The organism is Bradyrhizobium sp. 35 (assembly GCF_023073215.1).
Classification (GTDB): Bacteria; Pseudomonadota; Alphaproteobacteria; order Rhizobiales; family Xanthobacteraceae; genus Bradyrhizobium; species Bradyrhizobium canariense_D.
Genome location: NZ_JADPJC010000113.1, coordinates 264,674 through 278,785 on the forward strand (window position 1 = coordinate 264,674; position 14,112 = coordinate 278,785).

Below are 14,112 nucleotides of genomic sequence, written 5' to 3' on the forward strand. Positions count from 1 at the left end.
CTGATAACTCCAAATCTTCGCCAAACTGCGTTCGGTGGTTATGGGTCCCGGCCTTCGCCGGGACGACGACGTAGATCGCTTCAACAATCACAGTCATCGCGAGGTCCCATGCCCAGCTACCGCCTGCACTACTTCCCCGAATCCGGCAACAGCTACAAGCTGGGGCTGATGCTGACGCTTTGCGGCGAGAGGTTCGAGCCGGTCTGGACCGATTTTGGCGGCGGCGTCACGCGCACGCCGGAATGGCGCAAGAGCGTGAACGAGATGGGTGAGATTCCCGTGCTCGAAGTCGACGGTGTGAAGATGACGCAGACCGCGCCTCTCCTGCTCAAGCTTGCCGAGCAGCACGGGCGTTTCGGCGCCGAGACCGAGGAGGAAAAGTTCGAGCTGCTGCGCTGGCTGTTCTGGGACAACCACAAGCTCACCGGCTACATGGCGACCTACCGCTTCATGCGCGCCTTCACGCAAAGCAACGATCCGCAGGTGCTGAAACATTTTCGCAGGCGGCTCGAAGACTTTCTCGGCATTCTCGACGGTCATCTCCAGCACAACGAATTCGCGATCGGAACCAGGCCGACCGTCGCCGATATCTCGATGATGGCCTATCTGCATTATCCGAGCGACGAGCACGGCTTCGACTTCGCGGAAAGCTATCCCGCCATTCACGCCTGGCTTGGCCGCATGGCCACACTGCCCGGCTGGCAGCCGGCCTACGAGCTGCTGCCCGGCAAGCGGATGACGAATTACGCGAAGTGAGGGCGCGGCTACTTCAGCGCCAGCCAGCCGAGCGTGAACAGGATTCCGCCGATGATGACGACGACCGCGACCGCCCAGGTGCTGACGCGGATGCTGCCGGTAACCTGCTTGGCCTCTTCATTCTGCGCGATCTCGCGATTGCGCTCCTTGTTGGCTTCGCTGGAGTCCGTCATGGGTCATCCAAACCGGTTCGAGACAGCCTAACGCGTCTTGATGAAGCACATGCCGATGCGGCGCGAAGCCGCGGCAGCCTGACAGGTCAATCCTTTAGCACAGCTCCATGACGTAAAACTCCTGTCGGTCGATCGCGATCCCGCATTTTCCAGGGAACAGTGCGCGCCCCAGCCGTCCTGATATTCGGTCCCCGCCAGCTCAGTGCTGCCGCGGGTCTGCGGCCGGCTGGCAAATCCACGTGAGAAATCAGGACGTTTGCCTGCGGCCATCGCGGTCAGGATGTCACGGCGGCGGACCTGGTCGCCAAGAAAATGCGGCGAGGCCGGCACGATGGTCAAGTTGGACGGCTTGTCCGCAAGCCAATCAACGCCCGGGAAGTGAAAGCCGCCGATGCCGCGGGTCTGGTGGCAGCCGGCGCAGGTGACGTCATTGAGGCGGCGCTGGAAGCCCGCGACCGAGCGGACGTTCTGGATGTCCCCGCGCGCAGCAGCTTGCTTCAACGCACCAACCACATCGTTGTCGGAGAAGACCGGCTCGCCCTGTCCCTCTCCGTTGCGCTCCCCTTGCACCATCCCGAACTCCGGCTGCAACGGAGAAGCATCGAGGCCGGCTGGCGTCGGCACGATTGCAGCCTTGGCCAGGAATTTCTCGGGGATCAGCACCGTACCGCGATCGAAGTCGCGAAGATGATCGGGCGCGAGCAGCCAATCCCTGAAGTCGCGCCGGAGATCATTGTCAGCGAGAATGCGGTCGCGGTCGATCTGGTTCTCCAGCGTCGATTCCTCGAACGTCTTCGAGGCGGCGTCGTACTTGAACACCTTGAGCAGATAGTCGGAGCGGAAATCGTGCAGCGCCGATTTCGCCGCAACTGAGATCTGAATGTTGGTCTCGATGCGATCGAGCATCGCATCGTAAGGGAAGAAGTCGCTGCCGATCAGCCCCTGCCAGTCGCCATTGCCGAGCCAGCGTCGCGCGACCTCGGCGCAGGTGATCGGCTTGCCGTTCCCGTCCATCTGGCGCACGTCGCGCGCCTTCATCACCAGATTGAGCGTCATCGGCAGCCGCGTGGCTGTCCTGCCGCCATCCGGTTTGGTCTCGAAACGCACAAGACGATAGATCAGCCTGATCTCGCCGCAGGAGTCTTCCGAGACATAGGCCCGGTCCATGCGGTTGACGATGCCGGCCAGCACGAAACGGGTGTCGCGGGATTTCAGATTGGCGCGATCGAACAATTGTACGTCGAAGCCCTCGCCGACGCCGATGGTCTCGGTCGGATATGCCGCCTTCTGCTGGGCGACGTAGCGATCGATCTCCGCCTCGATCGCGGGAGGAATCTCCTTGAGCTGCGACAACCACGAAAACATCAGATCGGTCGTCAGCGGAAAGTTCGCGTTCCGCTCCGGCCACAACAGGCGCGAGATCGTGAGCGCATCGTGCTGGTCGAGCTCGCGCAGGAGATCGGGATCGGTGATCGCCGTGCCGCGTGCCAGTTGCGCGTTCTCCGCGGCCAACAACGACACGATGCCGCCGAAAAATACGGCGGCGGCAACGAGAATTCGCAAGGCGCGGCTCATGCCTCAGGTAACACCGCGCAGGGACGGCTATTCAAGCAAAAAGGCGCTTCACATCGTGGTGAAGCGCCTTTTCGGAAATCGGATATGGGCCGCTCAGCGCGCGACGATCAGCCCCTTGCTGGTGACGACGACCCAGCGGCCGTCCTGACGGCGGATCGCATCGACACGGCCAACCCCTGGGATGGGGTCACCGGCATACACCTCGTAGAGGCCACCGCGGCCCTCGACCAGTGCGCCGCCGTTGGAGACGTCGCGCAGCACCCAGCCTTCGACCGTCGGCAACCGGCCGACCTCGGTCTTGGGTGCGACGGGAGCCGGCGCAGCTGCGGCGGTTGCAACCTGGGTCGGTGCGATCGAACCAGTGGTCTCCTTGGCGGGCACGGCGGCTGCGGCCTGGACGGGCGCCGCGGGCGGGGTGGCGCGGAGCTTGTCGACCGTCTCGGACAGCTTTGCGATCTTGGCCATTGGCTCGGCCTGCGCCTTCTCGAGCTTGTCGAGGCGGTCGTTGGTCCGGTTGAACTGGCCGAGGCCGGTCTTGGAGGTATGCTCGACGTTGGCTTTGAGCGCGACGACATCGGCATCAATCCGGGCGACCGAGGATTCCAGCGCGCTGGTGTCGGCAACCTGTGCCGGCGCGGAGCTTGCGAAGTGCATCATCCCTGCGGTCGCGAGCGCGCCGCTGATGGCGCCGACACTGGCTGCAATCGCCACTACCGCGGCCATCGCCGACAGGCGGCGCGCGCCGCCGCTCTCGCGCGGCTCGTCCGCCTTCACATGCGGCGCAAACTCCTCACGGTCCCAGGACCGCTCTGCGGGTGCCATGACGATGAGCTTGCCGGGCTTTGGCTCGGACTTGGTCTCGGCTTTGGGCTCAACCTGGGCCTCGAACTTCGGCACCTCGATCCGCGGCGGCTCAATCTCGATCGGATCAGGCTTGGGCGGCGCCTCGTGGTCAGGGGCAATCGAAGGGGCCTCGATTCCCGCAGACTCGACGGCCTGCGGCGCGGTCGCGGCGGCTTCGACGACGCTCGTCTGCTCACCGGTCGTTTGGGCAGCCTGCTCAGCCATTGGTTCGCTCACAGCTCAAATACTCCACTCTGGATTGACCTTTTGGTAACTTTCATTGCTTGCGAAATCCTTACTTCGGGACCCGCTTACCGAAATTTTAGGGAGTCATCCGGGGCCGAATTGGGCCGGGAACGTGGAACCGGTGTGGCGGGTATGAAGCAATTTGTAACCGGGCGAAGATGAACGGCCGCGCAACGGACAGGGTCTGCCGCCCCCACGTGGTCAACGACGGGAGTGGATGACGCCCGCTCTGTCCACATCACTGTCCGTCACATCAGCACCGGTGCATCCGGCAGCTCGTTGGGGTGCGGGCCGCTTGACGGAAAGTGCTTTGTCAGCTCCCGGGACACCGCCTCGATGCCGCCGATCACGCCGCGCTCGAACTGCCCCGACCTGAACTCGACTTCCATGGCGCGGCAGATGCTCTCCCAACGCTCGCCACCAACCTTCGCATCGATACCGCGGTCGGCGATGATCTCGACATCGCGGTCGGCGAGCAGGAGATAGATCAGGACACCATTGTTGTGCGCGGTGTCCCAGATGCGCAGTTGCGAGAACACGTCAAGCGCGCGCTCGCGCGCCGGCTGGTTGCGAAACAGCGGGCCGCCGTCGAGCGCGCCTTCCACCACGAAGCGGAGCTGGCCGGAATGGCTGGCTTCGCCGCGCTTGATCGCCTGCTCGATGCGGCCGAGCACGCCCTTCGGGAACACCTGCTTGGCACGCCAATGGTGCTGGAGCAGATGCCGGGTGATGCGCCTGATGCTCATGACCTACCAGCTCCCCGAGGCGCCGCCGCCGCCAAAACTGCCGCCACCACCGCTGAAGCCGCCGCTCGACGACGACCCGCTGCTCCAGCCGCCGGATGACGAGCCGCTCGACCACGAGCCACGACGCGAGGACCCCGTGCCCGATCCCGCCCCAAACAGATCGGCGATAAACGTCAGGACAGCGCCGAGCACACCGACGCCCAGTCCGATGACCGCTGAGCCGATCACGAACCAGGCGAGGACACCAACGATCGCTCCCGTTATTCCCGAACCGAACAGCCGCCCGAACATGGAGCGCAGGATGCCTCCGATGACCAGCGGGCCGAACAGCAGGAAGTAGAAAAGCGGCTCGACGTCGTTCCAATCGCCGAAATTCACGCTGCGCGAGGGCGTCGGCAGCGGCTCGCCGTCGATGACGCGGATCATGCGGTCGACGCCCGCCGTGATGCCGCCGGCGAAATCGCCGCTCCTGAATTTCGGCGTGATGGCTTCATCGATGATGCGCCGCGACGTGACGTCGGTGAGCGCGCCCTCGAGGCCGTAACCGACCTCGATGCGCAAATGCCGGTCGTTCTTGGCCACAACGAGGATGGCGCCGTCGTCGACCTTCTTGCGTCCGATCTTCCAGGCCTCCGCGACGCGGATCGCGAATTGCTCGATGGTCTCCGGGTCCGTCGTCGGCACGATCAGGACGGCGATCTGGCTGCCCTTGCGCATCTCGAAGTCCTGCAGCTTTTGCGACAGCGCGGCGATGTCGCCGCTGGAGAGCGTGCCGGTCTGATCGACCACGCGGCCGGTCAGTTGCGGCACGGCGACATCGGCTGAGGCGGGGAGCGCAAAGGTGAACAGGAGCGCGAAGACGAGGACGAATGCTGAGAAGCCCAAAACGGCACGCCACAACATCGTTGTCATCGCCCGCGAAGGCGGGCGATCCAGTATTCCAGAGGCAGCAGTGATTGAACCGTGAAGCCGCGGCGTACTGGATTCCCCGCTTTCGCGGGGAATGACGGTGGTGGGTGGGGCATGCATCGGGGTCGAAGGCACTTACTTCGACGGCGCGGGCGCCGGATTGAAATCGACCTTCGGCGCGGTCGAGATTTCCTTCTCGTTCGCGACCGTGAAGTTCGGCTTTTCCTTGTAGCCGAACATCATCGCCGTGACGTTGCTCGGGAACGAACGGATGGTGACGTTATAGTCCTGCACCGCCTTGATGTAGCGGTTGCGCGCCACCGTGATGCGGTTCTCGGTGCCTTCGAGCTGCGACATCAAATCCTTGAACAGCGCATCCGACTTGAGCTGGGGGTAGTTCTCGGTGACCACGAGCAGCCGCGACAGCGCGCCGGAGAGTTCGCCCTGGGCGGCCTGGAATTTCTGGAATGCGGCGGGATCGTTCAGCACCTCGGGCGTCGCCTGGATGCTGCCGACCTTGGCGCGGGCATTGGTGACGCCGAGCAGCACGTCCTTCTCCTGCTGCGCAAAACCCTTCACCGAGTTGACGAGGTTGGGCACGAGATCGGCGCGACGCTGATACTGGTTCACGACCTCGGACCAATTGGCCTTGATCTGCTCGTCCTCGCTCTGGATCGCGTTATAGCCGCAATTGGTGAGGCTCAACGAGGCCAGCGCCGCCAGCACGGTCAGGATCTTGCGCATCAAATTTCTCCCGGTGGAATCGGGCGCAAGCTACCAGATTGCGCGCGCGAGATGCCAGACATCTTGCGTCCCGGCCGTGGCCTGTGAAAAGCAGCCGATGTACGCAAGCCTCTTGCTTAATCCTGGCTGTAATAGTCAACTTGAGGGAACAATAATGCCAGGTCGGGAACGCCAGGGGAACGCGATGAGCTCGTTCGAGACCATCCTCGTGGAGAGGCCGGAGCCGGCGATTGCCCGGGTCGTGATGAACCGGCCCGACGCGCGCAACGCGCAGAACCTGCAAATGACCTACGATCTCAACGCCGCCTTCGACGAGGCGGTGCAGGACGACGCGGTCAAGGTGATCATTCTCGCCGGCAATGGTCCGCACTTCTCCTCAGGCCATGACCTGCGACCCGGCAGCAAGAATGAAGCGGGCGTGGATTTTCCGCCGATCGGAAATTGGGGCGGCTTCGCCGAAGCAAACGCCCATGGCCGCTTCGCGCGCGAGCAGGAGATCTATCTCCAGATCACCCGGCGCTGGCGCAACCTCGCCAAGCCGACCATTGCAGAGGTTCACGGCAAGTGCATCGCCGGCGGCCTGATGCTGGCCTGGGCCTGCGATCTCATCATCGCGAGTGGCGATGCGCAGTTCTGCGATCCCGTGGTCACCATGGGTGTCTGCGGCGTCGAATGGTTCGTGCATCCCTGGGAGCTCGGCCCGCGCAAGGCCAAGGAATTTCTGTTCACGGCCGACGCATGGAGCGCGCAGGAGGCGCATCAACTCGGGATGGTCAACCGGGTCGTGCCGCGCGCAGAGCTGTCATCCGCCGTGCTGGCGCTGGCGCGCAAAATCGCGTCAAAACCGTCCTTTGCGCTGAAGCTGACCAAGGAAGCCGTGAATCGTTCGGTTGACGTGATGGGCCAACCGGCTGCAATCGACCAGGCCTTTGCGCTGCATCAGCTCTGTCACGCGCATAATCTTCAGGAATTCGGCATGATCGTCGATCCATCGGGCCTACACCCCTCCGTCCGCAAGCCGCCGGCCGCCGCGGAGTAGACGGATGGATCTCAATCTCAGCGACGAGCAACGCCTGCTGCGCGAAAGCGCGGAGCGCTTCGTGGCCGAAAGCTACGATGCCGATCACCGCCGCAAGATGGCGAACGATCCGCTCGGCTTCAGTCCGGCGGTGTGGAAACAATTCGCAGAACTGGGCTGGCTGGCGCTGCCGATCGCGGAGGAGTGTGGCGGGCTCGGCGGCAGCGCGGTCGAGATCGGCATTTTGATGGAAGCCTTCGGCCGCGGGCTTGTGTCGGAGCCGTATATCGCGTCGGTCGTGCTTGGCGCCGCGTTGATCGAGCGATGCGGCAGCATGGCGCAGAAGCAGGCCATCCTGCCGAAGATCGCGGACGGATCGTTGAAGCTCGCGCTCGCGCATTCCGAGCGCGCGGCGCGGTTCGATCTTGCCAAGGTCGCAACCACCGCCCACAGCACGGCGCAAGGCTGGCGCCTGGCCGGTCGCAAGATTGCCGTGCTCGATGGCCACGCCGCCGACGAGATCATCGTCTCCGCGCATATCCATGATCATCAGGGCTCCTCCGGCCGCATCGGCCTGTTCCTGGTGCAGGCGACAACTCCGAGTGTTGCGATCTCCGACTACGAGCGCCTCGGCGGCGGGCGGGCCTGCAACATCGAGCTGTCGGACGTGCAACTGCCGGAGGATGCCTTGCTCGGCAACGGGCATGACGCGCTGCCGGCAATCGAATGGGCTGTTGATCGCGCCATGGCTGCGCTTGGCGCCGAGGCCGTCGGCATCATGCAGGTACTGCTGGATACTACGCTGGAGTACACAAAAATCCGGAAGCAATTCGGCCGGCCGCTCGCCGCCAACCAGGTGATCCGCCACCGCCTTGCCGACATGGCGGTGCAGGTCGACGAAGCGCGCTCGATGGCGTTGCGCGCCGCGCTGAAGCTCGACGCCGATCCGGTCGAGCGCGCGCGGGCCGCGTCGGGCGCGAAGGCGAAGATCGGCAGATCTGCGCGCTTCGTCGGCGAGCAGTCGATCCAGCTTCACGGCGGCATGGGCGTCACCGAGGAGCTCGAGGTCGGCGCCTATTTCAAGCGGCTGGTCGCGTTCGACACGCTGTTCGGCGGCAGCGCCCACCATTATGGCCGCCACGCCCGGCTTGGCCGCGCCAGCGTGCCGGCCTGATACAAGGAGCGCATCATGGACCTGTCGTTCAATGCCGAGGAGCGCGCCTTCCAGGACGAGGTGCGCGGCTTCATTGCCAGAAACCTCACCGAGGAGATGAAGCGCGCGACGGCGCTGACGCCGTCGGTGTTCTCCGATCCCGATATCGGCATGGCCTGGCAGCGCACGCTGCACAAGCAAGGCTGGGGCGCGCCGGGCTGGCCGGTCGAGCATGGCGGGCCGGATTGGACCCCGGCGCAGCGCTGGATCTTCGAGACTGAAAGCGCGCGGGCCGGCGTGCCCAATGTCAATGTGATGGGCGTGAAGATGGTCGGGCCCGTCATCATCGGCTTCGGCTCGGCGGAGCAGAAGAACTTCTACCTGCCGCGCATTCTGTCCGGTGAGGATTATTGGTGCCAAGGCTATTCCGAGCCGGGCTCCGGCTCCGATCTCTCCTCGCTGAAGACGCGCGCGGTGCGCGATGGCGACGACTACGTCATCAACGGCACCAAGATCTGGACCACGCATGCCCACCACGCCAATCGCATGTTCGCGCTGGTGCGCACCAGCGACGGGCCACGGCAGCAGGACGGCATCAGCTTCATCCTGATCGACATGAAGACACCGGGCATCACGACGCGTCCTATCCTCACCATCGGCGGCGACCACGAGGTTAACCAGGTATTCTTCGACGACGTGCGCGTTCCCGTGGCGAACCGCGTCGGCGAGGAAGGCAAGGGCTGGACCTACGGCAAGTATCTGCTCGAGTTCGAGCGCGGCTCCGGCATCGCCTCGGCGAAGCTGCGCGAGGGGCTGAAGGCGATCGCGGAGCTTGCCGAGTCCGATCTGACGGGCCGCGCGATCGACAGTCCCGACATCGCGACGCGCATCTCCGAAGTCGAGGTCGACATCGACGCGCTGGAGATGACCGAGCTGCGCGTGCTGTCGGCGCTGCAGACCGGACAGAATCCCGGTGCGGTGTCGTCGATCCTGAAGCTGCGCAACAGCGAGATCCGCCAGGCCGTGACCCGGCTCGGCGCCGACGTGATCGGCCATGACGCCCTCGCGGTCGAGCCGATGCGCCCGCTCTACAAGCTCAACCACGAGCCGGCGATGCCGGAGGAGATGCTGACGGTGATGCCGGAATATCTCAACGGCCGCGCCTATACGATCTTCGGCGGCACCTCGGAGATCCAGCGCGATATTATTGCGAAGATGATGTTGGGGATCTGAGGGGCACTGGCGCTACATTCTCACTGTCGTCCCGGTCTCACTGTCGTCCCGGCGAAGGCCGGGACGACGAGTTGGATTTGTGGCGACAGCCAGCACGACAATGGCCGCTAACCGCCCACCTTCGCATCCCGGATCGCCTGCCAGATCTTCTGCGGCGTCAGGGGCGTGTTGAGCTGGGTGATGCCGAGCTCGGCGAGCGCATCCATCACGCCGTTGGTGACGCAAGGGGGGCCACCGATGGCGCCGGATTCGCCGCAGCCCTTGGCGCCGAGCGGATTGGTGCGACAGGGCGCGGAATCGTCGAGCGTCACCACGATCGGCGGAACGTCGTCGGCGCGCGGGATGCAATAGTCCTGGTAGCTCGCGGTGAGCAGCTGGCCGTCGGCATCATAGGACACCCCCTCATACAGCGCCTGGCCGATACCCTGCGCCACACCGCCATGGATCTGTCCCGTCACCAGCATCGGGTTCACCGCGACACCGACGTCGTCGACCGTGGTGTAGCGCACGACCTTGGAGACGCCGGTCTCGGGATCGATTTCGACCTCGCAGATATGGGTGCCGTTCGGCCAGCTCGGACCGTCCACCTCGCCTTCGGAATCGACGCTGAGCTTTGCGCCGCCTTCTTTCTCGGCAATGTCGAACAGGCTGATGCGGCGGTCGGTGCCGACCACGGTGAGCATGCCGCCCTGATATTCAATGTCCTCGATCGAGGTCTCCAGCACGTTCGCCGCCTTCTCGCGCGCCTTCTGGATCAGATCGTTGGATGAGACCGCGACCGCCGTGCCGCCGACGAACAGCGAACGCGAGCCGACGCTGCCGAAGCCCGTCGCCAGATCGGTGTCGCCCTGGACCACGTCGATCTTGTCCATGGGGATGCCGAGCGTGTCGGAGATCATCTGGGTGTAGGTGGTCTGCAACCCCTGCCCCATCGCCATGGTGCCGGAATGCAGGACGACGCGGCCCTGCGCGGTCGCATGCAGGCTGACCTTCTCGGTGTGGGCGCGGCCGCCGGTCCATTCGATATAGGAGGTGAGCCCGCGGCCGTAGAGCAGGCCCTTCTTCTTCGCCGCCTTCTTGCGCGCGGCAAAGCCGTCCCAATCCGCAAGCTTCACGGCACGATCGAGCATGTGCGCGAAGGCGCCGGAATCGTAAACCTGCCCTGCAGCGTTGGTGTAGGGCAGTTGCGCCGGCTTGATGTAGTTGGCTTTCCGGATCGCGCGCGGGTCCATGCCGATTTTTCGCGCGGCCGCGTCGAACAGGCGCTCGACGATGAACACGGCCTCCGGGCGGCCCGCACCGCGATAAGCGCCGACCGGCGCGGTGTGGGTCATCACCGACTTCACCTCGAAATGTACCAGCGGCAAATCGTAGACGCCGGTCTGCACGAACGGCCCCAGCACCAGCGGGATGATGTTGGCCGCGCCTGAGGAATATGCGCCGGTGCAGCCGATCGAGCTGACGCGGTAGGCCAGCACCTTGCCCTTCTCGTCGAGCGCGAAGGAAGCTGTCGAGGTAAGATCGCGGCCGTGGGTGCCACCGACGAATTCGTCGGTGCGGTCGCCGCGCCAGCGGATCTTCCTGTTCAGCTTGGTTGCGGCATAGGCGACGATGCCGTCCTCGGGATAGAGGTTGGTCTTCTGGCCAAAGCCGCCGCCGATATCGCCGACCAGCACGCGAACGCTGTCCTTCGGACGCTTCAGCACGGCCTCGGCCAGCACGTCGCGGGTCGAGGCAGGCGTCTGCGACTGCACATGCAGCAGGAGGCGGCCGGACGTCTTGTCGATCTCGGCAATGGTCGAGCGCGGCTCCATCGCCGACGGCACCAGGCGCTGGCTGACGAGATCGAGCTCGACGGTATGCGCCGCCCTGGCAAAAGCCTCGTCCACCTTGGCGGCATCGCCGTAAGCCATCGCGCCGACGATGTTGTCGGGGGCCTCCGGCCACACCACGGGCGCGCCGGGCCTGACCGCCTCGACCGGATCGACCACCGCCGGCTGCACGTCATATTCGACCACGATCGCTTCGGCCGCGCCCTGCGCGTCGGCACGCGAGGAGGCCACCACGGCGGCCACGGCCTCGCCGGCATAGCGCACGACTTCGTGCGCCAGCAGGCGGCGTGGCGGCACCGTCATCGGCTTGCCGTCGGGGCGCTTGAAGATGCTCAAGGTCGGGATGACGCCGATGTCGTCCTTGACGAGGTCGGCGCCGGTATAGACCGCGGTCACGCCGGGCATCGCCGTGGCGGCGCTGGTGTCGATCGAGACGATCTTCGCATGGGCATGCGGCGAGCGCAGCAGGTACAACCACAGCGCGCCATCTTCCGGCTTGTCGTCGATGAACTGCCCCTTCCCGGTGAGCAGTCGCTGGTCTTCCAAACGCTTGACGGGCTGCCCCGCTCCGAAACGCAAATTGCCGGGAAGAATGTTCATTCCACCATGTCCTTGAAACCCAGAAAACGACCGCGGGGGTTTTAGCCGATTTTGCGGTCGATACAACCGAGCCGCGGCACATCTGCATTGCGTGTCACGCCCGCTTTGGCCGCAGATTGCCGGGTCAGGAGCGCTCTATGTCGATGATGCCCACATTGATATCACGGGTGTCCGAATCCCGCTTTACCGTGAGGCGAACGGTCTTACCGGCACCGGCCTGCTCGAGCGCATCAGTCAGGTCGGAGAGCCGCCGCACCGGCTTGCCTTCCACCGCGGTGATGATGTCTCCGACCGTTCCAGTCGACAAGTTGACACCGCGAATCCCCGCCTGTTCCGCAGGGCTGCCGGGGGCTGTCCGGACCACGATCACCCCTTGGACGCCAAGCCGCGTCGACACATCCTCGCTGGCGGCGACGATGCCGATGCCGGGCGTCGGCACGCGGCCATTGCGAATGAGCTCGGGGACAATCCGGTTCACGACGTCCACCGGCACCGCGAAACCGATGCCTGCATTCGAGCCGGACGGCGATATGATCGCAGTCGTGACGCCGATCAGCCGGCCGGCGGAGTCCAGCAGCGGCCCGCCTGAATTGCCCGGGTTGATTGCGGCATCCGTCTGGATGACATTGGCAATCTCCCGGCCGCCATGGGTCGGAAGCCTCCGCTTGAGGGCACTGATGATGCCGCTCGTCATCGACTGATCTAGCCCGAAAGGATTGCCGATCGCAAACGCGGATTGCCCGACTTTCAGGTCGGTCGAGCTGCCGAGAGCCACCTGCGGTGGAAGCTCGCGCACGCTGCGGATCCGCAGGACCGCAAGATCGTAATTGGGGGCGGTGCCGATCAGATCAACCCGAGCCACCTCTCCCGACGCAAAGCGCACCGCGAGCTCGCCGCCATTGGCCACGACATGGTTGTTCGTGACGAGATGCCCGTCGCGGTCCCAGACAAATCCCGTGCCGGAAGCGCCGCCCTGCCCCTCCTCTCCCATGACAGGAGTAGCGGCCGATCTCACCGCAACCTGGACAACCGAGGGCGACACTCGTTCGAAGATGTCGATGGTGGCCCTTTCGGCCTCGGACAGCGGACCACGTTGCTCGACGGCGCGCGCGGAGGGGGTTGTCCATGGCGCATGCTGGACCTTCACGGCAGTTACCACGAGCAGCAGGGCGGCAAAAGCCGCCGCAATGATTGCGTAGCGACGATTCATCAGTGATCACCGTGTCGTATGCTGAAGACGATCTCTCGAATGCACATGCCGGGAGGTGACAGAGCCAGCTCACGCAGCAACGTCGAAAATGAATGGAAGTTTCTCGAATCGGGCAGCTAAGGACGGTTCCGCTGCCCGTGCCGGGGCCCATTGCCGCGTGACAAACCGCTACGCCAGCTCCCGCAATGCCGCTTCTACGACCTTGCGCGCATCGGCGGTGAGAGCGGCCTGCGGCGGGACAGGATCGCCGACGTCGTACCCCTGGATGGCCAAGCCGGCCTTGATGCAGGCCGCCAGGTTGAAGCGGGCAAAAGCTTCGTTGATGCGCCACAGCCTGCGCTGGAGCGCCATCGCCTCGTCCCAGCGGCCGGCCTTGCAGAGGTCGTAGAGCGCGACGCTCTGGCGCGGAATGATGCAGGCGGGGCCCGCCATCCAGCCGAGGCCGCCGATCAGCATCACCGCGGCCGGGATATGGGCGGAGGCGGAGAACACCCGCAAGGCATCGCCGCAGCGGTTCATGATCGAGAGCAGCCGGCCGGTGTTGGTCGAGGCGTCCTTGATGTAGCCGATGCGCGGATGTTCGGCGAGGCGCGCGATGATTTCGAGGGTGAGATCGGAGCGCTGGAATTGCGGATTGGTATAGATGACGACGGGGATGTCCACGGCATCCGCGATGGCGCGGAAATAGGATTCGATCTGGGCGTCGGCGAGCGGGAAATACGCTTCCAGGATCGCCAGAATGCCGTCGGCGCCGAGCTTCTGATACGCCTTCGCCTGCGCCACCGCATCTGCCGTCGAGGTGGAGGCGACGCCCGCGACAACAGGCACACGTCCCCTTGCCGCCTCGATCGTGGTCTGCACGACCGCGGTGCGTTGGGCGGCGTTGAGATAGGCGAACTCGCCGGTCGAGCCGAGCGGGGTCAGACCGTGGACGCCCGCGCCGATCAGATCGTCGCAGAGCTTTGCGAGGACGTTCGTCCGCACCGCGCCATCGGCAGCGACGGGAGAGACGAGATAAGGGAAGACGCCGCGAAAATCGGACATGTCAGGTGTGAATCCCGGAAACTGGCTAGC

At 64.7% G+C, this 14,112-nt stretch carries 13 protein-coding genes; 4 read left to right on the forward strand and 9 right to left on the reverse strand.

All coding sequences use genetic code 11. From position 1 onward, the window contains the following. Nucleotides 1-108: 108 nt before the first annotated feature. Nucleotides 109-756, forward strand: a complete 648-nt coding sequence (locus IVB36_RS24450) for a glutathione S-transferase family protein (RefSeq protein ID WP_018453670.1) — start codon at nucleotides 109-111, stop codon at nucleotides 754-756. Nucleotides 757-764: 8 nt separating this feature from the next. On the opposite strand, the gene IVB36_RS24455 is transcribed toward IVB36_RS24450, so the two are convergent. From IVB36_RS24455 to IVB36_RS24480, 6 genes are all read right to left on the reverse strand, one after another. Then, nucleotides 765-929, reverse strand: coding sequence for a hypothetical protein (locus IVB36_RS24455; RefSeq protein WP_007596528.1), 165 nt, complete (start codon nucleotides 927-929; stop codon nucleotides 765-767). 27 nt (nucleotides 930-956) lie between these two features. Further along, nucleotides 957-2,504, reverse strand: a complete 1,548-nt coding sequence (locus IVB36_RS24460; RefSeq protein WP_247296117.1) for a hypothetical protein — start codon at nucleotides 2,502-2,504, stop codon at nucleotides 957-959. Nucleotides 2,505-2,597: 93 nt separating this feature from the next. Beyond that, entirely contained in the window at nucleotides 2,598-3,572 is a 975-nt protein-coding gene (locus IVB36_RS24465; RefSeq protein WP_018453668.1) for a hypothetical protein, read from the reverse strand. Between the two features lie 269 nt (nucleotides 3,573-3,841). Further along, nucleotides 3,842-4,339: a TPM domain-containing protein gene (locus tag IVB36_RS24470; protein WP_018453667.1), complete on the reverse strand. Its 498-nt coding sequence runs from the start codon at nucleotides 4,337-4,339 to the stop codon at nucleotides 3,842-3,844. 3 nt (nucleotides 4,340-4,342) lie between these two features. Beyond that, on the reverse strand, nucleotides 4,343-5,251 hold the full coding sequence (locus tag IVB36_RS24475; RefSeq protein ID WP_085349575.1) for a YgcG family protein: 909 nt from the start codon (nucleotides 5,249-5,251) through the stop codon (nucleotides 4,343-4,345). Between the two features lie 132 nt (nucleotides 5,252-5,383). Further along, nucleotides 5,384-5,992: a LemA family protein gene (locus tag IVB36_RS24480; protein ID WP_018453665.1), complete on the reverse strand. Its 609-nt coding sequence runs from the start codon at nucleotides 5,990-5,992 to the stop codon at nucleotides 5,384-5,386. 184 nt (nucleotides 5,993-6,176) lie between these two features. On the opposite strand from IVB36_RS24480, the gene IVB36_RS24485 reads away from it, so the two are divergent. The 3 genes from IVB36_RS24485 to IVB36_RS24495 are packed head-to-tail and all read left to right on the forward strand — an operon-like array spanning nucleotide 6,177 to nucleotide 9,396. Next, the gene (locus IVB36_RS24485; protein WP_204512297.1) at nucleotides 6,177-7,031 is read left to right on the forward strand and encodes an enoyl-CoA hydratase; all 855 of its coding nucleotides are present in this window, start codon (nucleotides 6,177-6,179) and stop codon (nucleotides 7,029-7,031) included. 4 nt (nucleotides 7,032-7,035) lie between these two features. Next, nucleotides 7,036-8,184, forward strand: coding sequence for an acyl-CoA dehydrogenase (locus tag IVB36_RS24490; protein WP_085360485.1), 1,149 nt, complete (start codon nucleotides 7,036-7,038; stop codon nucleotides 8,182-8,184). A 15-nt stretch (nucleotides 8,185-8,199) separates the two neighbouring features. Next, nucleotides 8,200-9,396 carry an acyl-CoA dehydrogenase family protein gene (locus IVB36_RS24495; protein ID WP_204512298.1) on the forward strand — a complete coding sequence of 399 codons (1,197 nt, stop codon included), beginning with the start codon at nucleotides 8,200-8,202 and terminating at the stop codon, nucleotides 9,394-9,396. A 107-nt stretch (nucleotides 9,397-9,503) separates the two neighbouring features. Here the strand turns inward: IVB36_RS24495 and IVB36_RS24500 are convergent, their stop codons facing one another. From IVB36_RS24500 to IVB36_RS24510, 3 genes are all read right to left on the reverse strand, one after another. Next, nucleotides 9,504-11,828 (reverse strand): xanthine dehydrogenase family protein molybdopterin-binding subunit, encoded by a 2,325-nt coding sequence (locus IVB36_RS24500; protein WP_085349579.1) that lies wholly within the window; start codon nucleotides 11,826-11,828, stop codon nucleotides 9,504-9,506. A gap of 124 nt (nucleotides 11,829-11,952) precedes the next feature. Continuing rightward, on the reverse strand, nucleotides 11,953-13,038 hold the full coding sequence (locus IVB36_RS24505) for a trypsin-like peptidase domain-containing protein (protein ID WP_247296122.1): 1,086 nt from the start codon (nucleotides 13,036-13,038) through the stop codon (nucleotides 11,953-11,955). 168 nt (nucleotides 13,039-13,206) lie between these two features. Next, nucleotides 13,207-14,082 carry a dihydrodipicolinate synthase family protein gene (locus tag IVB36_RS24510; RefSeq protein ID WP_018453659.1) on the reverse strand — a complete coding sequence of 292 codons (876 nt, stop codon included), beginning with the start codon at nucleotides 14,080-14,082 and terminating at the stop codon, nucleotides 13,207-13,209. Nucleotides 14,083-14,112 lie beyond the last annotated feature (30 nt).